Annotated in this window: 15 protein-coding genes and 1 pseudogene; 12 read left to right on the top strand and 4 right to left on the bottom strand. The window is 72.4% G+C overall.

All coding sequences use genetic code 11. The features are described 5' to 3' along the window. The first annotated feature begins 41 nt into the window (after positions 1–41). The 10 genes and pseudogenes from WMF14_RS00255 to WMF14_RS00210 all read left to right on the top strand — a co-directional run. Positions 42–770, top strand: coding sequence for a hypothetical protein (locus WMF14_RS00255; RefSeq protein ID WP_437798146.1), 729 nt, complete (start codon positions 42–44; stop codon positions 768–770). Positions 771–1206: 436 nt separating this feature from the next. Then, on the top strand, positions 1207–2187 hold the full coding sequence (locus WMF14_RS00250; protein ID WP_437798144.1) for an SDR family oxidoreductase: 981 nt from the start codon (positions 1207–1209) through the stop codon (positions 2185–2187). A 163-nt stretch (positions 2188–2350) separates the two neighbouring features. Further along, complete coding sequence (locus WMF14_RS00245) at positions 2351–2911, top strand: GNAT family N-acetyltransferase (RefSeq protein ID WP_272097094.1); 561 nt, start codon at positions 2351–2353, stop codon at positions 2909–2911. 12 nt (positions 2912–2923) lie between these two features. Next, positions 2924–3703: a lysophospholipid acyltransferase family protein gene (locus tag WMF14_RS00240; protein WP_437798142.1), complete on the top strand. Its 780-nt coding sequence runs from the start codon at positions 2924–2926 to the stop codon at positions 3701–3703. A gap of 8 nt (positions 3704–3711) precedes the next feature. After that, positions 3712–4698, top strand: coding sequence for an agmatinase (speB, locus tag WMF14_RS00235; protein WP_437798140.1), 987 nt, complete (start codon positions 3712–3714; stop codon positions 4696–4698). A 93-nt stretch (positions 4699–4791) separates the two neighbouring features. Beyond that, entirely contained in the window at positions 4792–5784 is a 993-nt protein-coding gene (locus tag WMF14_RS00230) for a M14 family metallopeptidase (RefSeq protein ID WP_437798138.1), read from the top strand. Between the two features lie 126 nt (positions 5785–5910). Next, entirely contained in the window at positions 5911–7302 is a 1392-nt protein-coding gene (locus WMF14_RS00225) for a serine/threonine-protein kinase (RefSeq protein ID WP_437798136.1), read from the top strand. Then, positions 7289–8296 (top strand): tetratricopeptide repeat protein, encoded by a 1008-nt coding sequence (locus WMF14_RS00220; protein WP_437798135.1) that lies wholly within the window; start codon positions 7289–7291, stop codon positions 8294–8296. Before WMF14_RS00225 ends, WMF14_RS00220 begins: the two co-directional genes overlap by 14 nt. Positions 8297–8429: 133 nt before the next feature. Next, positions 8430–9137, top strand: coding sequence for a hypothetical protein (locus WMF14_RS00215; protein WP_437798133.1), 708 nt, complete (start codon positions 8430–8432; stop codon positions 9135–9137). Then, positions 9106–9420, top strand: a pseudogene (locus tag WMF14_RS00210) (alkaline phosphatase PhoX); the annotation flags it as partial. The gene WMF14_RS00215 and the pseudogene WMF14_RS00210, both read left to right, overlap by 32 nt. Before the next feature lie 87 nt (positions 9421–9507). Here WMF14_RS00210 and WMF14_RS00205 read toward each other — a convergent pair. Continuing rightward, positions 9508–11958, bottom strand: a complete 2451-nt coding sequence (locus WMF14_RS00205) for a PBP1A family penicillin-binding protein (protein ID WP_437798131.1) — start codon at positions 11956–11958, stop codon at positions 9508–9510. Between the two features lie 639 nt (positions 11959–12597). Further along, complete coding sequence (locus tag WMF14_RS00200) at positions 12598–13800, bottom strand: serine/threonine-protein kinase (protein WP_437798130.1); 1203 nt, start codon at positions 13798–13800, stop codon at positions 12598–12600. Positions 13801–13886: 86 nt separating this feature from the next. Here WMF14_RS00200 and pgeF point away from each other — a divergent pair, with 86 nt between their 5' ends. Next, positions 13887–14699, top strand: a complete 813-nt coding sequence (pgeF, locus tag WMF14_RS00195) for a peptidoglycan editing factor PgeF (RefSeq protein WP_437798128.1) — start codon at positions 13887–13889, stop codon at positions 14697–14699. A 9-nt stretch (positions 14700–14708) separates the two neighbouring features. Continuing rightward, positions 14709–15971, top strand: a complete 1263-nt coding sequence (locus WMF14_RS00190; RefSeq protein WP_437297096.1) for a bifunctional nucleoside/nucleotide kinase/histidine phosphatase family protein — start codon at positions 14709–14711, stop codon at positions 15969–15971. A gap of 78 nt (positions 15972–16049) precedes the next feature. Here the strand turns inward: WMF14_RS00190 and WMF14_RS00185 are convergent, their stop codons facing one another. Together WMF14_RS00185 and WMF14_RS00180 are read right to left on the bottom strand one after the other, a co-directional pair. Next, the gene (locus WMF14_RS00185; protein WP_272097081.1) at positions 16050–17048 is read right to left on the bottom strand and encodes a hypothetical protein; all 999 of its coding nucleotides are present in this window, start codon (positions 17046–17048) and stop codon (positions 16050–16052) included. A 126-nt stretch (positions 17049–17174) separates the two neighbouring features. Further along, a complete protein-coding gene (locus tag WMF14_RS00180; protein ID WP_437798126.1) occupies positions 17175–18149 on the bottom strand; it encodes a hypothetical protein in 975 nt (324 codons plus the stop codon). Positions 18150–18152: the final 3 nt, after the last annotated feature.

Raw genomic sequence — 18152 nt, 5'->3', positions numbered from 1 at the left:
CTGCGACCCTGAGCCGCTTCACCCTACCTCAGGAGGTACTCATGGCAGACCCCTACATCGATCCGTTCGAGACCAAGGCGTACGGGAAGTTCGCGCGGGAGCAGATGGCCTCGGTCCTGATGGGCAAGCTCGCCGCGCTCGACGGCATGATCGAGTTCGCCATCGGCCAGCAGATCGCCGCCGATCAGGCGATGGCGGACGTCCTCGCGCGCCAGCCGAAGCCCGCGCCCGAGCTCGACTCCGCCGCCGTCCTCGCCGAGGCGCGCGACGTCGTGACCCGCTTCGCATCCTACCTCGACTCGCTCAAGGGCCGCCCGGTCGACCCGAAGCTGTTCTTTCGCGGCGAGGTGCCGAGCATCCTCGCGCGCCGCCGGCTCACCAAGCTCACCGCCGGCGTCGGGCACATCCTCGAGGAGCTGGAGCGACAGAAGGCGAAGATCCGCGGGGCCGAGATGTGGCTCGAGGAGATCGCCGAGACGCACGAGAAGCTCTCGCGCCTCGAGAAGCAGCAGCGGGCCTCCCGCGTCGAGAAGCTCGAGATCGGCCCCGAGGTCGGCGCCGCGCGCAGGGCATGGCTCGAGGTCTACGACGCCAACAAGCTGCTGGTCCGGGGGATGCTCGCCCACCTCAAAAAGCCCGAGCTGCTCCCGCTGATCTTCGACGACCTCGCCGAGATCCACCGCGCGAGCGGCGTGTCGGACGAGCTGCCCGCCGAGCCGCAGGCCGGCCCCGCCGCGCCCGCGAGCCCAGAAGCCCAGCCCGACGCTTGAGGGTGACAACCCGGCCGCTGCAACGCTCGCTGCAAGCGTTGCAGCGGCGACTCGGACGCCGAGTCGGCGATTTCAACGCTTGAAAGGCCGACTCGCCGCGCGAGCGGGCACCTTCAAGGCTCGAAGGCGCCCGCTGGAATCCCCGGAACCCCATCCCGGCCCTTGAAAGTGCTCGCTCGATTTTCGAGTGAGCGCTTTCACGCGTTGAAGGCGTCCACCTCGGCACGCGATCAAGCATTGCGCACACGCACAGGCACGAAAGGCGAGCACGACGACGCGGACGGGAGACTGGGGACCGGACACCGGGGGGCGGGAGAGCAGGAGAAGCGCCGCTCCATCCCGCGGACCCGGATTCCCGGGACACGACCCGGGCCAGCATGGACCGCGGGTTGCTCTCCTCCCGATGCGAGGCAGACCGCGCAGGAGGGGGCCAGTCATGCGGAAGTGCATTCGCGACGCGGTGGTCGTTATCACCGGGGCGTCATCGGGCATCGGCAGGGCGGCGGCGCTCGCGTTCGCGAGGCGCGGCGCGCGGGTCGTCATCGCCGCTCGGAACGAGGCGGCCCTCGAGGAGGTCGCCGCCGAGTGCGCCAGCGTCGGCGCGCGGGCGCTCGCCGTCCCGACGGACGTGAGGGAAGAGCACGCCGTCCGAGCGCTCGCCCGCGCCGCCGTCGAGGTGTTCGGCAGGATCGACGTCTGGGTGAACAACGCCGCCGTGTTCCTCTACGCGCGCGCGGACGAGGCGCCCTACGAGATCTACCGCCAGGTCATCGAGACGAACCTGCTCGGCTATGTGCACGGGGTGCGGGCCGTGCTGCCCTGTTTCCGCGCGCAGGGCGCCGGGGTGCTCATCAACAACGTCTCCGCTCTTGGCAAGTTCGGCGCGCCGACGATGAGCGCCTACGTGATCTCCAAGTTCGGGATCATGGGCCTCTCGTCCTGCTTGAGACAGGAGCTCTCCAGCACCCCGGACATCCACGTTTGCACGCTCCTGCCCGCGACGGTCGACACCCCCATCTACCAGCATGCCGGCAATACGACCGGCCGCGCCGTCCAGCCGATGCGGCCGATCGTCGACCCCGAGCGGGTCGCGGCGGCGATGGTCTCGCTCGCAGAGCGGCCGCGGCGCAGCGTGTATGTCGGCGCCGCGGGACGCATCGCCGCCGCGGCGTTCGTCGCCTTCCCGGGCCTCATGGAGCGGTTGTTCGCGGCCTACGCGATCCGCGCGACCTTCCTGGATCGCGCGGCGCCGTACACCGACGGCAACATCTTCGTGCCCATGAAGCACTGGACCGGCGTGACCGGCGGATGGCGCTCGACCTCGGGCCTCGCCGCGCTCCTCGACACCGCCCGGGTCTTCGCCGGCCTCGCGCTCACACTCCCGTCCACAGCGGCAGAGCGCCTCAGGCCACGATGACATAGCCGTCCTGGCACCCTCCGTACGCGATTCCCCAGCCATCTTGACGCGCCATCGCCCCCGACGTGTCTCTCAACCTCGGGGGTCCTGTGACGTGTTCTCCACGGAGTCCCGGCATGCTGCGCCCACAACGACGATTCAATTAGAATAAGGAGGCGCAACGATGAGCCGTTATGTGGCGCGCACGCTCCGAAGCGATGACTTTTCGACTCTGATGGAACTGGAGACGACCCTCTTCGGCGACGCGGGCGAAGGGGAGCTCGGGCGGTATTACATCCGCCTTTGCTGCGACTTCTTCAAGGACTCTTGCTTCATGGTCGAGGCCGCGGGGAAGCCCGCGGGCTACCTGCTCTCCTTCACGCGCGGCAAGGAGGTCTACTGCACGACCCTCGCCGTCCTGCCCGAGTATCAGGGCTCCCGCGCGACGCACACGCTCCTCCGCGCGTTCGTCGGGTCGATCCTCGGATGGGCGGAGTCGTGCTGGTTCACCGTCGAGGAGGACAACCACGCCGCGCGGGCGCTGCACGCCATGCTCGGCGCCAAGGAGATCGAGGTCCGCCCCGATTTCTACGGGACCGGGCACCCGCGCATCATCTCGCGCATCGATCGCGACGCGTTCATGGCCCTCCGGGCCCGCTTCGAGAAGGTGGGGCTCGTCGATCGCCAGGCGGACGCGAAGGAGCCGCGCGCGGCGGAGAGCAGCGGCATCGCCGCGGTGGCCTGAGGCCGACAGACCATGACGACCACCGCTCCGCTCGACCACGGCCGCCGCGCGCCGGCGGCGGCCGACCGGCCCTGGACCGAGGCGCTCTCCATCGCCAGCCGGCTCTCCGGCGTGATGGGGCTCGCGCTCGACACCATGTTCCGGACCAGCCTGCTGCCCACGCTGCCCGCCTCGCGCCACCGCGAGAGGGCGCGCCTCCTTCACGGGATCGCCCGGGACCTGTGCGCGCAGCACTCCCTGCGCGTCCGCGTGACCGGCGCGCTCCCCGCGTCGCCGTTCGTGATCGTGGCCAACCACGTCAGCTACCTCGATCCGATCCTCCTCGCGTCGCTCACCCCCTGCACCGCCATCGCGAAGCAGGAGATCGGCAGCTGGCCGATCATCGGCGATCGCGCGCGCGATCTCGGCGTGATGCTCGTCGATCGGCGGCGCCCGGCGAGCGGGGCGCGCGTGCTCCGGTGCGCGCTCCGGGCCCTTCGCCATGGCGTCCCGGTGCTGAATTTCCCGGAGGGCTCGACCACCCGTGGAGAGAAGGTCCTCCCCTTCCGGAAAGGCATCTTCGGCGTCGCCCGGATCGCGGGTGTCCCCATCGTGCCCACGGCCATCACCTACGATGATCCGGAGCTCTGCTGGGCGGGCGACGACACCTTCCTCCCCCATTTCCTCCGCTTCTCCAGCCGCCGAGAGGCGAGCGCCCGCGTCGCCTTCGGCCCGCCGCTCGGCGATCACGGCGGCGCGGCCGATCTCGCGGACCGCGCCCGCGCCGTGATCCTGGACCTCTTGAGCCTGTAGGAGATCTCATGTCTCAACAACGAGCAGCCGCGTACCTGCGGCACGGGCAGACTCCGTTCTTTCGCCTCCCGACCGCGGGCTTCCACGAGGCCGGCGCGTCCGCCTATTCCGGCGCCGACGCCGTGCTCCTCGGCGTCCCGTGGGACGGGAGCGTCACATACCGCCCCGGCGCGCGGTTCGCCCCCTACGAGCTGCGCCGCGTGAGCGCGCTCGTGCAGTCGTATCACCCCGGCCACGGCGTCGACGTGTTCCGCGCGATCGACGTGCTCGACGGGGGCAATGTGCCCTTTCCCCCGTTTCACGCGGACTCCGTGCGCGAGCTGATCCAGGCCTCGGTCGACGAGGTGCTCGCGGCCGGCGCGGTCCCGTTCGTCGTCGGCGGCGACCACTCCATCGCGCTCCCGGTGCTCCGCGCGCTGTCGCGGCGCCACGGCCCCGTCACGGTCGTCCACGTCGACGCGCACCTCGACACGAGCACCTCGGAGGTGTGGGGCGAGCCGTTCCACCACGGCACGCCGTTCCGCAACGCGATCGAAGAGGGGCTGATCGCGCGGAGCGCGCTCCACCAGATCGGCATCCGCGCCACGTGGGGCCACCCGGAGGAGGGCGCCTTCGCGGCGCACGCCGGGGCTACCCTCTACGGCATGGATCGGATCGACCGCGACGGCGCTCACGCGGTCGCCGCCGCCATCAGGGCAGCCGCGGGCGAGTCGCCCGTCTACATCTCCTTCGATATCGATGGCATCGACCCGGCCTATGCCCCGGGCACCGGCACGCCCGTGCCCGGCGGGCTCACGTCACGCGAGGCGTTCCAGCTGCTCCGCGGCCTCGCGGGGATCAACCTGGTGGGCATGGATCTCGTCGAGGTATGCCCCGCCCTGGACCACGCCGACATCACCCTCCACCTCGGCGCGCACCTCCTGTTCGAGGGCCTGGCCCTCCTCGCGACGCGAAACGGCAACCAGCGCGACAAGCGCAACCAGCCGCGCGGATGACGCGAATCACGCGAATCGTGGAATCGCGCCACGTGAATCCACTCAATCCGCTGGCGTCCGCCGCCATTCCGGTGTCACATAAGAGACACTGGGATGACACGCTCGCCCGATCTTTGTGGCCGCTACGCCGATCTCCCGCAGCTCGATGACGCCTGGGCACGCCTGGCGCGCACCTACGGCGGACGGGAAATAACGATCGGGACGTCCGCAAACGGAAGGCCATTGCGGCGCTACGACTTCGGCAATCCGCTCGGTCCGACGTTCCTGCTGACGTCGCTCATGCACGGGGTCGAGGTGATCGGCGGGCTCGCGCTGCTCGATGCGGTCCGGTCGATCCTGGCGAGCGGGCGCGCGGGCGTGGCGGCGCGGGCGCGGCTCGTCGTGGTGCCGGTCGTCAACCCCGACGCGTTCGCCGACAACCTGGAGCGCCTCCGCGGCGAGCGGCGGGCGTCGCAGCGCTGCAACGCCCGCGGCGTGGATCTGAACCGGAATTTCGCGCCGCTGTCCTCGTCGCGGCCGCTGCACCCGTTCGCGGGCTCGCGGTTCCGGTGGTCGCCGCACTACACGGGGCCGCACGCCTTCTCGGAGCCCGAGTCGCGCGCCCTGCGCGACGTCGCGCTGGAGACGCGGCCTGCGCTCGCGATCGGCTTTCACAGCTGCGGCAACTTCCTGCTCTACCCGTGGGCGCACACCGACGTGCCCAACCCGCGCGAGCCGCTGTACCGGGCGCTCGGCGACGCCTTCTGCCAGGCTCTGCCGCGCGAGCGGTACGAGGTACGCCAGGCGGCGCACTGGTACCCCACGGTCGGCGACATGGACGACTGGCTCGACGCCAACCTGGGAACGCTCGCCTTCACGGTGGAGGTCAGCCGTCCTGCACGCTCCTTCCGCGACATCCGCCGGCTGCTGAACCCGTTCTGGTGGTTGAACCCGCGCGAGGCCGACGAGGCGATCGGCAACGTCGTCCCCGGCGTCGGCGCGCTCCTCTGCGACGCCCTCGACCGCGGCGTGGGCGGCGCGCCCTCGCGGGCGGCCCCGCCGATCGACGCGTCGCCTGTGGAGCTCTTCGCCGACGCCGCCGAGTGAAATGGCCGCGCTCGCGGCGTGCGCGCCGATGTCGGCGGTCGCCATCCCGCGCTGGCCAGAGGGCGACGGCGGCGAGGGCTGTCGAAAAGTGCCAGTCACGCGCGCAGCATCCACTATCCTTCGGGCGTGGACGCCGCCACGCCCCGCATACCGCCGACCGTGCGGATCAGCCCGAGCGCGGCGGCTCGTCACGCCGGCGCCGACGAGTCGGACATCTGGCAGCACACCCCCGACGAGGTCGTCGAGGGCAAATACCGGCTGGTCCAACCGCTCGGGCGCGGGGGCATGGCCGAGGTCTGGCTCGCCGTGCACGTCACGCTCAAGACCGAGCTCGCCGTGAAGTTCCTCAGCGCCTCGCTGACCGGCGACGCGGAGCGGAGCCGCACCGTCCTGGAGAGGTTCCGGTTCGAGGCCCAGATCTCGGCCCGCCTGAGCGCGCGCACGCGGCACATCGTCGCGGTCCACGACGCGGGGGTTCACGACGACATCCCTTACCTCGTGATGGAGTACATCCCGGGGCGAACGCTGTTCGCCGAGGTGCGCCAGAAGGGACCGATCGATCCGGTGCGCTTCGGGCACATCCTTGATCAGATCGGGGACGCGCTCACCGTGGCGCACGACATGGGCATCGTGCACCGCGACCTGAAGCCTTCGAACGTGATGCTCGTCGACACGCCCGGCGCGGAGCTGACGGTGAAGGTCGCGGATTTCGGCATCGCCAAGGCGCTGCACGGCGATCTGGGCCTGGATCGACCGCAGGAGACGGAGGCCGACGTCATGCTGGGCTCGCCGAACTACATGAGCCCGGAGCAGCTCGCCTCGCCGCTCGCGGTCGACGCGCGGGCCGATGTCTGGGCGCTCGGCGTGCTGGCCTACGAGGTGCTGACGGACTGGACGCCTTTTCACGGCAACAGCATCGCGGAGATCATCGTGGCGGTCAGCACCCGCGATTTCGAGCCTGCCACGGAGATCAAGCGGTCGCTTCCCCCGGGGCTCGACGCCTGGTTCTCGCGCGCCCTCGCGAAGGGGCCGGCGCAGCGGTTCGCCTCGATCCGCGAGATGGTCGGGGCCTACCACGCCGCGCTCTCGGCGCCGCCGCCCGAGCGGCCCGCGGAGGTCGCGCCGCCGCGGCGGCCTCGGGTGGCGCCCGCCGTGGCGCTGGCCTGCCTGACCGCGCTCGTCGGAGGGACCGCCGCGCTGGCGGCGCGCCTGCTCGATCGGCCGCGCCTGGAGCAGCCGGCGCGGCTGGTGGCCCCCGGCGTGCGGGGCGCGCTCCAGGGCGTGGCGCTGCGCTCGCCGCCAGCGCCGCAGCAGCCCACCGCAGCCGAGCAGCCGGCCTCCGCGGCGGCGCCTGCTTCCACAGCCGCGCCCGCGCCGCCGGCCTCCGCAGCGCCTGCGCAGCCGCGCTCGTCCCAGCGCCGCCCCGGGAGTGACAGGGTCGCCCCGCGCGCGACGGCGACCGCCGCGCCCACGGTGCCCCGGCGCCGCAAGGAGATCGACAAGAGTGAGACCTTTTGAGCGACGGCTCATCACGCTCTGCAGCGTCGCCTTGCTCGCGGCGGCGCCGGCGCGCGCGCTCGCCATCGGGGCCGAGGAGGACGCGAAGACGCTGTTCGCCCGGGGCCGCGAGCTGCGGAGCGCCGGACAGTGCGACCAGGCGGTCCTCGCCTTCCGGAGCGCGCTGGAGATCTACCCCGAGGGGCTCGGCGCGCTCAGGAACATCGCCGAGTGCGAGGAGGAGCTCGGCCGTTATGCCTCGGCGAGGCGAGACTGGTGGGATCTCCGGCGCGCCGCGCTCCAGTCCAACGAGGCGAAGTACGCCGGGTGGACGGAGGACGCCGAGGCCCGCTACCGGGCGCTCGGCAGCAAGGTCGGGACGTTGACCGTCCGGCTGAAAGGCGCCGAGGGGAAGCCGCCGGTCCAGGTGGTGCTGGACGGCAAGCCCCTCGACCCGAGGCTCCTCGGCGTCGAGCTCGAGCGCGATCTCGGCGCCCACACGGTCGAGCTGTTCTACGGCGGCGCCGCGCCCATCGCGGAGCGCGCCGAGCTCGCGCCTGGCGCCCGTCAGGTCGTGACGCTGACCGTGCCCGCTCCGCTCCCGGCGCGCGACGCGCCCTCCGCGCCGAGCACCTCCGGCACGCCGCCCAGCGGCATTCGCATGGGCGGCTACGTCGCGCTCGGCGTCGGCGGCGCGGGCGCGATCGCGACCGTCGTGGCGCTGGCCGTGCGCGCCGGCGCGCTGTCCGCGGTCGAGGACGGGTGCTCCCCCGCCGGCGGAGGCGCCTACGAGTGCCCGCCGTCGCTCCAGGGCGACTACGACACGGGCAAGACCGCCTCGACGCTCGCCAGCGTCTTCGCCGGCGTCGGCCTGGTCGGGATCGGCGCCGGCGTCACGCTGCTCCTGCTGAGCCCTTCCGAGCCCACGTCGCCAGCCCCTGGCAAGCCGGCGGCAGAGCTCGTCCTCACGCCGACCCCGGGCGGCCTCGGCTCGCGCCTGCTCGTGAGGTTTTGAGGTCCAGCGATCGGACGCGGCCGGCGCCGTGACGCGGCAGGCAACGTGGGGGCGCGCGTCGCTGAGCTTGTCTTTCCGCACCCGGGCGCTACCCCATGATCGAGGCGAGGGCGCGCGAGGCGGGGAGGTCGAGATGAGCTCACAGCGAAACAAGATCCTTGGTTCGATTGCAGGGAGCGGCGCGGTCGCCGTCCGCGGGGCGGCGGAGGCGCTGTTCTCGGCGGCGGGCAAGAGGCTCCTCGACGAGGGCACGCGGGAGGGCCTGCGGCGCGTGATGGTCGAGAACACCACGGCGGTCGTGGACGCGCTGGCGCCCGGGCTCTCGCTTGGCGCGCAGACGACGGCGAAGATCATCGCGGAACAGGGCGGAACGCAGGCCGCCGCGATGGTCGCGCAGGCAGCGGGGCGGCACGTGGGCCAGGCGGCGCTCACCGACGGCGTCTCGGCCGCGGTCGCGAAGGGGCTGGCCCGAGAGGCGATGAGGGCCGCGGGCCGGGAGGTCCTGAAGGGCGCGGGCAAGGCGGCCGGTATCGGGTTCGTGCTCGACGGCGCCTTCGGTGCCTACGAGGGCGTCACGGCCTACCAGCGAGGCGAGATGACGCGGAACGAAGCGCTCGCGCACGCGGCGCAGGAGGCCTCGACAGGCGCGGTGGCGACCGGCGCCGGCGTGCTGCTCGCGGCGGGCCTCGTCGCGGTGACCGGCGGCGCCGCGGCGCCGCTCGTCTTCGCGGTCGGCGCTGGCGGCGCGATCGGCGCGAAGCAGGTCCTGCGGCGGCTCATCGGCCGGGTGTCCTCGAAGGTCCTGGCCCGTGACGTTGCTGACGGCGGCCAGGTGGGGTGACGCCGCAGAGTCGGAGTGTGTCCCGGCCAGCGCGCTCGCCGACTCGACCTCTCGGCGTGTGTGGCATTGCGTTCCTCCCGTTGCATCGGCCCCGCGGCGCCCCTGTGGCAATCGCCCCGTGCCTTTCGCGTGGTGGTGCTCCGACGTGGATCATCCCCATGCGACGACGCATCCGCCGGACAACATCACCATCGCCCCCTGGGGAGAGCTCTTCCTGGCGGAGGATGGCTATCGAGGGAACTACCTTCGAGGCGTGACGCTGGACGGGCAGATCTTCGATTTCGCGCGCAACGCGCGGAGCATGAGCGAGAGTCTCTCCCTCCACCTCGGCCTCCCCCGCCTCTCTCGCCGATCAGAGCGCTCGTGCCGCTCAGAACGGCGGCGGCGCCGTCTCGCCGGCCGGCAGCGGGCCCGGCTCCGGCGCGTGCTCCGACTCGACCGGCGCTGGCGCGCCCTCCGGCTCTACTGGCCGCGGCCCCTCCCCTGGCGCCGGCGCGGTCCCCTGCGGCTCGGCTGGCGCCCCGCCGTCCGCCGGCTCCGCGCCCGCGTCCGCCTCGGGGATCTGCGCCTCCTCGGTCGGCTCCGTCCCGGCGACGAACACCTCCTCGATGGCGTCTTCCTGCCCCTCGCGCGCGAGGAGACCCGTCCGCGGATCGATCTTCACGCGCACGACGCCGCTCGGCACCGGGAAATCGGCGGCCGGGCGCTTCGCGTGCGCCTGCTTCATGAAGTCCACGAACGCCGGCAGCGCCGCCGTGGCGCCCACCTCGCCGTTGCCGAGCGGCGCCGCGTCGTCGTAGCCGGTCCACACGGCGCACGCGATGTCGGTCGAGTAGCCCACGAACCAGGTGTCCTTCGCCTGGTTCGTCGTCCCCGTCTTGCCGGCGATCGGGCGCCCCAGCGAGCGCGCCTGCTTGGCGGTCCCGCTCTGCACGACCGACGTCAGCACGCTCGTGAGCACGTAGGCCTCCGCCTCCTCCATCACGCGATGCCCCGGAGGGCGCGGCGGCAGCGGGATCTCCACCCCGCCGGGCCCGACGATCTTCGTGATCAGGACCGGCTGCTCGTGGACGCCGCCCGCGGCGATGCTCGCGTACGCGGCGGCCATCTCGCGCGGCGTGACCTCGTAGGCGCCGAGGGCGAGCGACAGGTCTGCGCCGAGCTTCGACTGGACGCCGAGCGCGCCGGCGAAGGCGACCACGTTCGAGGCGCCGACGCGCGACAGCGCCGACACCGCGGCCACGTTCACGCTGTGCGCCACGGCCTCCCGGAGCCGCGCCGGCGACTCCCCCTCGCTCTCATCGTAGTTCTGCGGCTTGTACCCGGCGATGGCCAGCGGATCGGTGTCGAGGATCGTCGCCGGCGTCAGCGTGCGCGCGTGGATGCCGTAGCCGTAGACGAACGCCTTGAACGTCGACCCAGGCTGCCGCCGCGCGAACGTCGCCCGGTCGAGCCCCCCGCGCACCGCCTCGTAGCCGCCAACGAGCGCGACGATCTCTCGCGTCCGCACGTCGATCGCGACGAGCGCCCCCTCGGGTCCGAGCTCGAGCCGCAGCGGCGCCGGGGCCGCGGGCTTCCCCGGTTTGCCCGCGGGCGCGGCGCGCCCTCCCTCTCCGGCGGCGTCCTCGTCCTCTTCCTGGCCTGCGGCGGCCGCTTCGACGACCGGCTCCGGCGCGGGGCCGATCAGGCTGACGCGCACGACCTTGTCGACGTCGGCGAACTTGCTCGGCGGGAGGCCGTTCGGGTTGTACCGCTGCGCGCCGCGGAGCGTGACCGTGCCTTCCAGCGTGCCCACGCGCACCGAGAGCGTCCCTCGGGCGTCGTCGGCGCCCGTCACGACCCCCCGGAAGACCTTGTGTCCGGCGGGCGTCCCCTCGAAGGCCGGCGGCTCTTTCTTGCTCCGCGCGAGCGGGCCGAGGAGCTTGTGCCGCTTCGCGTAGGCGTCGAGGTTCTTGCGGACGGACGCGCGCGCCGCCGCCTGCATCGCCGGATCGATCGTGGTCGTGATCGTGTAGCCGCCCCGCTGCGCGGCGGGCCCGACGAGCTCGCGCAGCAGGCGCTGCGCCTCGGCGACCACCTCGGGCGCGAGCTCGGCGAGCGATTCGGTCTCGACGGCGAGCACGACCGGCTCCTGCTTCGCCTGCGCCACCTGGATCTCGTCCGCGAAGGCCTTGCGCTGCATCTGATCGAGCACGAAGTCCCGCCGCGCCACGGCGCGCTCGAGGTTCACCCGCGGCGAGTACACCGACGGCCCCTTCACGACGGCGACGAGCAGCGCGGCCTCGGCGAGCGTCACGTCGCGCACGCTCTTCCCGAAGTAGTAGCGGCTCGCCTCCTCGACCCCGTAGCGGCCGTGGCCGAAGTAGATCTTGTTGAGGTAGAGCTCCAGGATCTCGTCCTTGGTGAGCTCCTGCTCGATCTTCCGGGCGAGGATGATCTCGCGCGCCTTGCGGTTGAAGGTCCGGTCCGGCGTGAGCAGGACGTTCTTCACGACCTGCTGCGTGATGGTGCTCGCGCCCTGCCGGGCCCGGGTCGAGCGGAGGTTCACCGCGAGGGCGCGGAGCATGCCGAGGTAGTTCAGCCCCGCGTGCTCGTAGAAGCCCGCGTCCTCGGCGGCGAGCGCGGCCAGCTTCACCTGGCTCGGGATCTCGCCGATGCGCACCACGGTGCGCCGCTCGGTGAAGACCTCGCCGAGGCGCGTCCCGTCGCGCGCGAGGATGCGCGTCACCTGCGGGGGCCTGTAGTCCTTGAGCTCATGGGTCGAGGGGAGATCGGCCTCGTAGTGCCGGATGACGAGCGCGATCGTGGCGGCGGCGAGCACGAGCAGCGCCGCGAGCGCGATCCCGATGCGCTTCGCCCACGTCGCGATCCCGGGGCCTCTCTCCTGCGGGGGCGCGCCTTCCGGCTGGCTGGACGGGCGCTGCGCGCCCTCGAGGTGCGGCGCGCTCGCCGGCCGCGTTGCGCCGCTGATCCGCTCAGGCGGCTCGCTCCCTCGCCCCGGCGGCCCCGACCGCCGCGCGGGTGGCTCTGACGCCTGACGCAGCGGATCCGATGCCTGACGCAGCGGATCCGATGCCTGACGCAGCGGATCCGATGCCTGACGCAGCGGATCCGATGCCTGACGCAGCGGATCCGACGCCTGACGCAGCGGATCCGACGCCTGACGCAGCGGGTCCGATGCTCGGCGCAGCGGGTCCGATGCCTGACGCAGCGGATCCGACGCTCGGCGCAGCGGATCCGATGCTTGACGCACCGGATCCGACGCCTGATCCGGCGCATCGGTCTTCCTGACCGGATCGTCCCCGTTTCCCGCTGAGTTCCGTGATTGCTCCGAGGCCATGACGCCGTCCCCGTGAACGCTGGCGCAGGCGATGCGCATCCAGAGCGCCCGGCGCGCCGGCGCGGCGACGCTAGCACGCCCGCGGAGGCTCGCCTCGATCCGGGGCGCGCTCGCGGAGGATCAGCCCTGGAACAGCCGCATGGCCACGATGGTGATCAGGATGCCCGCGATCAGGCAGCCCGCCGCGATGCCAACGAGGAGCAACGGCTTCGCCTCCGCCTTGGCCGGCGCCTTGGGCTGCTTGGCGAGGGGCGCCGGCGCGGGCGCCGGCTTCGCGGACGGCGCCGGCGGCTGCTGGACCATCTTCACCGTCTTCGCCGGCGACTTGAACGCGGACGGCGCGGGCGCCTTGTTCGCCTGGAGCGCGGCGGCGTGCTGTTTCGACGCTTGCTCGAGCACCGCGTTCGCCTTCTTCGGCATCATCGCCGTGTAGCCCTTGCCCGCGCCGCCCGCGAACGGCTTGAGCGCGTCAGCGAACTCCGCGGCCGACTCGAACCGATCCTCGGGCCGCTTCTCGAGCGCCTTGGCGAGCACCGCGCTGAGCCCCGGCGGAAACTGCTTCCCGGGGACGCGGTCGTCGAGCGGGATCGGGTTCCTCGTCACGTGGTGCTGGATGTACTCCATGGGCGTCCGCGCCTCGAACGGCAGCTTGCCCGTGAGCACCTCGTACAGGATGGTCGCGAGCGAGTAGATGTCGCTGCGCGCGTCGAGCACCTTGCCCTGCGCTTGCTCGGGCGACATGAACTCCGGCGTCCCGAAGACCATGCCCTCCTGCGTGAGCATCACCGACCCCGGCCTGAGCTCCCGCTCCGTCACCTTCGCGAGGCCGAAGTCGAGCACCTTCGGGTAGTCCTTCAGCCCGCCGTTGGTCGACAGGAAGATGTTCTCGGGCTTGAGATCGCGGTGCACGATCCCCTGGATGTGCGCCTCCTGCAGCGCGCCGCAGACCTGGATGAGGACCGGGATCGCGCGCTCGACGGGCAGCGGCCCTTCCTTGCGGACCACCTGGTTCAGGTTCTTGCCCTCCAGGTACTCCATCACGATGTACAGCGAGCCGTCCTCGAGCTCGCCGTAGAGCAGCACCTTGACCGTGTTCGGGTGCGTGAGGTGGCTCATCGCCCGCGCCTCGCGGCGGAAGCGCGAGACGAGATCCTTCCGGTTCGCGAGCTTGGGGTGGAGGATCTTCACCGCCACCATCCGGTTCATCGCCGGCTGCGCGGCCTTGTAGACCGACCCCATGCCGCCGGAGCCGATCTTCTGAAGGATCTGGAACTGCCCTCCGAGCAGATCTCGACCGATATTCGGGTCCGGACCGGCAGCCATGCGTGGAGCCGGAAAATACCACGCAACCCACCCGTATCGTCTATGACCGAAGCAGCGGACGCATCGGATCCCACCGTGGAGCCAAAATGACCGTAAAAATTGACGCCCCCGGGGCCGCCGAGGCGCTCGAGAGCCCGCTCCTCGCCGCCGCCGGCTTCTCGCACGCCTTCTTCACCCGGCGCGGCGGCGTCAGCGCCCCCCCGTGGGACACCCTGAGCTTCGCCATCGCCCTCGGCGACGATCCCGCCGCCGTCCGGGAGAACCTGGAGCGCGCCGCGCGGCGCCTCGGCATCCCGGCGGCCCGGCTCTATTTCCTCAGCCAGGTCCACGGCGTCGAGGCGCGGGTCCTCACCGGTGAGGAGGATCGCGACGACGTCGTCCGCGAGGTCGGGGACGTGACCCTCTCGCGCGTGCCCGGCGTCGGCTGCGGTGTCCGCAGCGCCGACTGCGCCCCGATCCTCCTCGCCGATCGCCGGACCGGCGCCGTCGCCGCAATCCACAGCGGCTGGCGTGGGACCGTCCGCCGGGTCGTGGTCGAGGCGGCCCGCGCGCTCCGCTCGCTCGCCGGCCCCGGCGCGGAGCTCGTCGCGGCCATCGGCCCGCACATCGAGGCCTGCTGCTTCGAGGTCGGCGACGACGTCGCCGCCGATCTCGCCGCGTGCTCCAGCGCGGGCGCCGCCGCCGTCGTCCGCGGGGCGCCCGGCGCGCGCCCGCACGTCGACGTCCGCCGCATCCTCAAGGCCCAGCTCACCGAGGTCGGCCTGGACGCAACCTCGGTCGAGGACGTCCCTGGCTGCACGGCGTGTGACCCCGCCCGCTTCTTCTCGTACCGGCGCGACGGACAGCGCAGCGGCCGCCTGCTCTCCGTCATCGTCGCCGGCCGTACCGTCATCGGCTAGAACGCTCCCATGGTCTCGCTCGCGCGCGACTCCTCGCCGATCGTGCTCGCCATGGTGGGCCTGCCCGCCCGCGGGAAGACGTCCATCGCCCGCAAGATCGCGCGGTACCTGTCGTGGCTCGGCCACCCCACGCGGCTCTTCAACGTGGGCAACTACCGCCGCGCGCACCTCGGCACCGCGCAGCCGCACCAGTTCTTCGACCCCAACAACACCGCGGGACGCCAGGCGCTCCTCGGCATGGCGATGACCGCCCTCGACGACCTCATCGGCTGGCTCAGCTCCGGCGGCGAGGTGGCGATCTACGACGCCACGAACAGCACGCGCGCTCGCCGGAACCTCGTCACCGAGCGCTGCCAGGCGCACGGCTTCCCGGTCGTCTTCATCGAGTCGATCTGCAACGACGAGTCGATCATCGAGACGAACGTCCGCGAGACGAAGCTCCGCTCGCCGGACTACCAGGGCGTCGACCCGGAGGCGGCGCTGCGCGACTTCCGCGCGCGCATCGCGCACTACGCCCGCGCGTACGAGCCGCTCGGCGAGCCCGAGCGGAGCTACATCAAGATCATCGACGTCGGCCGCCAGGTCGTGCTGAACCGCATCCACGGCTACCTGCCGGCGCGCCTCGTCCCGCTCTTGATGAACATGCACCTCACGCCGCACCCGATCTGGCTGACGCGCCACGGGGAGAGCGTGTTCAACGAGAAGGGGCTGCTCGGCGGCGACTCCGATCTCAGCGCGCGCGGCGACGAGTACGCGAAGAACCTCTCCGCGTTCATCCGCGAGCGGGCCGGCGACGAGCACGTCAACGTCTGGACGAGCACGCTGCGCCGCACCATCCAGACCGCGCGCCCCATGACGCAGAACCACGTCGCCTGGCGCGCCCTCGACGAGATCGACGCGGGCGTCTGCGAGGGCATGACGTACGAAGAGATCCGCCAGCAGATGCCCGAGGTCTTCAACGCGCGCGCGGCCGACAAGTTCCGCTACCGCTACCCGCGCGGCGAGTCCTACGAGGACGTCATCCAGCGCCTCGACCCGCTCATCATCCAGCTCGAGCGCCAGCGCTCTCCCGTGCTCGTGATCGGCCACCAGGCGGTGCTGCGCGCGCTCTACGCCTACCTCGTGGATCGCCCGGCGCCCTCGTGTCCGACGCTGCCGATCCCGCTGCACACAGTCATCGAGCTGACCCCGACGGCGTATGCCTGCGAGGAGCGCCGCTTCCAGCTCGCGCCCGCCGTCCAGGGCGGCGACTCGAGCACCGCGCACCCCTGAGCCAGGCCACGCGGCCGCGCTGGACGCGCGCGCGGCCGTGCTGGAGCGCGGGCTGCGCTGCGGCGCGGCCGCGCCGGCTCAGCGATCCCGGCTGATCAGCTTGCGGAGGAGCTCCAGCGGGTGGAACGGCAGCATCGCGGCCATGTCGCTGTCGGTCCCGGCCCGCTCGAGCACCGCCCGCACCGCCGGCGCCACGATCCCCATCGGGTCGATCCGCTCCACGAGCGCGCGGAGCGCGCTGAGCGCCGCGCGCCCCGCGTCGATCCCGAGCGGGATGGCGAGGGCCGCCGGCACCGGCGCGAGGATCACGTCGCGCACCGCCACCGCCCTGGCCCAGGCGCCCGGGCTCGGGTCGACCTCGAGCTGCCGGATGGTCTCCGCCTCCGCGAAGCAGCCGAGCGAGAGCTCCCCTGCCCGCTCCTCGATGGCGCGCGAGAGGTGCCGGTAGTCGCGGCGCCAGTCGCCCGCGAGCAGCCCCATGTCCTCCCGCACCTCGTCCGGCCCGAGGATCAGGTTGATCCCGCGGGCGTCGCGGCGGAGCGCGACGCTCGTCCAGAGCTCCCCGCCCTCGAACAGGCCGATCACCACCGTCTTGCCGATCCCGGCGAGCGACTCCAGCGTGCCGCGCACGACGCCCGCCGAGGGGATCGGCACGCCGCGCAGCCTCGCCGGCCAGAGATCGATCCTCCCCACGAGGAGCTCCTCGCGGGCGAGCTGCAGCAGCAGGAGCGACTGGGCGATGAGGTCGTCGCCGCGCCGCACCCGCGCGCCGAACCGCTCCACGATGGCCTCGAGGACGCCCGCCTCGAGCACGGCGGCCCAGCTCGCGTGGTGGCTGGCGGCGAGCTCCTCCGCGGAGAGCGGGACGGCGCGCTGCGCGTCGTCGATCCGGAGCCGGCCCGCGTCCGTGTGCACGAGCTTTCTGAGCTTGCCGCCCGCGTGGACCGCGACGACGCCGCCGCGCGGCCGGCCGACCTCGCGCTCGTCGATGCCCGTGCGCCTGGGCCGGAACAACGACAGCACGCGAACCCAGTCGGTCGCGGTGAACCCCTCGAAGCGGACGTCGGGCGAGAGCACGGGGCGAGCCTACCGCCGGCGCGCTCCGTGCGCGAGCGCCACCCCGGAGCGCGTCGTCAGCCCGGCGCGAGCGCCACCCCGGAGCGCGTCGTCAGCCCGGCGCGAGCGCCGCCTGGCGGCGCACGGCTACGCCCCCCACCAGAGCATCTCGTGCACCTGGCTCTCGCCGCGGACGGGCACGATCACCCGGATCTTCTGGCCCTCGATCTGGACCACGTGGGCGGGGAAGCTGTCCGCCGGGTAGTAAAGCGACTTCACGAAGCCGTTCGCGTCGAGCCAGAGCAGGTGCACCCCGTCCGCTGTCGCCCCGTGCATGAGGAGCATCCGCCCGCCGCCGAGCAGCGCGAACTCCAGGCCCTTGAAGCCCATCTCCTCGAAGCGCTCCGGGGACGGGAAGTCGTCGCCCACGGACCTGAGCTCTGGCACGTGCGCGCGGAGGTGCTTGTAGAGCGTGTCGTAGCGGACCTTCGCGAGCTTCGGGATCCGTCGGTCGCCCGCGGCGATGATCGGCAGCCGCTCCGCGTCGAACGTCGGCACCTCCACGTGGGTGCGGTAGCGATCCACGAGCCTGCCGCGGCCGATCTCCTCGTCGCTGAGCGCCTTGAGCCACCACTGGAAGATCGCGAGATCGCCCGTCCCTGCGCGCGACTCGAGCCGGACCAGCGACTCCCACAGGGGCCTCCGGACCTGCCACTTCCCGCCGTGGTTCTTCACGACGCACGCCCCGACGTAGAGCGCCCCGTGCGTCACGAGGGTGACGAGCATGGGAGCATCTCCGCCCCCGCTCGCCGCCGGCGCGCCGCTGGATCCGCCTGCGGGCGCGAGCCAGGCGTCGCGTCGCTCGCGCGTCAGCGCCGCGCCCAGCCGGTGGACCGACGCATCGGAGAAGTCGAGCCCGAGGTCGGGCGCGCCGAACGCCGCGGGCGCGAGGCGGGCGAACACCTCCGCTGCGTGGTCGATCTGGGCCAGGATCGACGGGTTTCCCGCCGGATTCGCGTCCGCGGAGCGCACGCCTGCCAGGTCGGCGAGCGCGTCGGGCGGGTAGTGCGGCGCGAAGAAGCGCTCGAAGATCTGGGCAGCCGTGATCGGTTCGGCGGGCATGGC

It is taken from the genome of Sorangium sp. So ce693 (assembly GCF_051521375.1).
GTDB classification, from domain to species: domain Bacteria; phylum Myxococcota_A; class Polyangia; order Polyangiales; family Polyangiaceae; genus Sorangium; species Sorangium atrum.
Note: the sequence above shows the minus strand (reverse complement) of the source record. Positions and strands in the feature narration are given on the sequence as shown.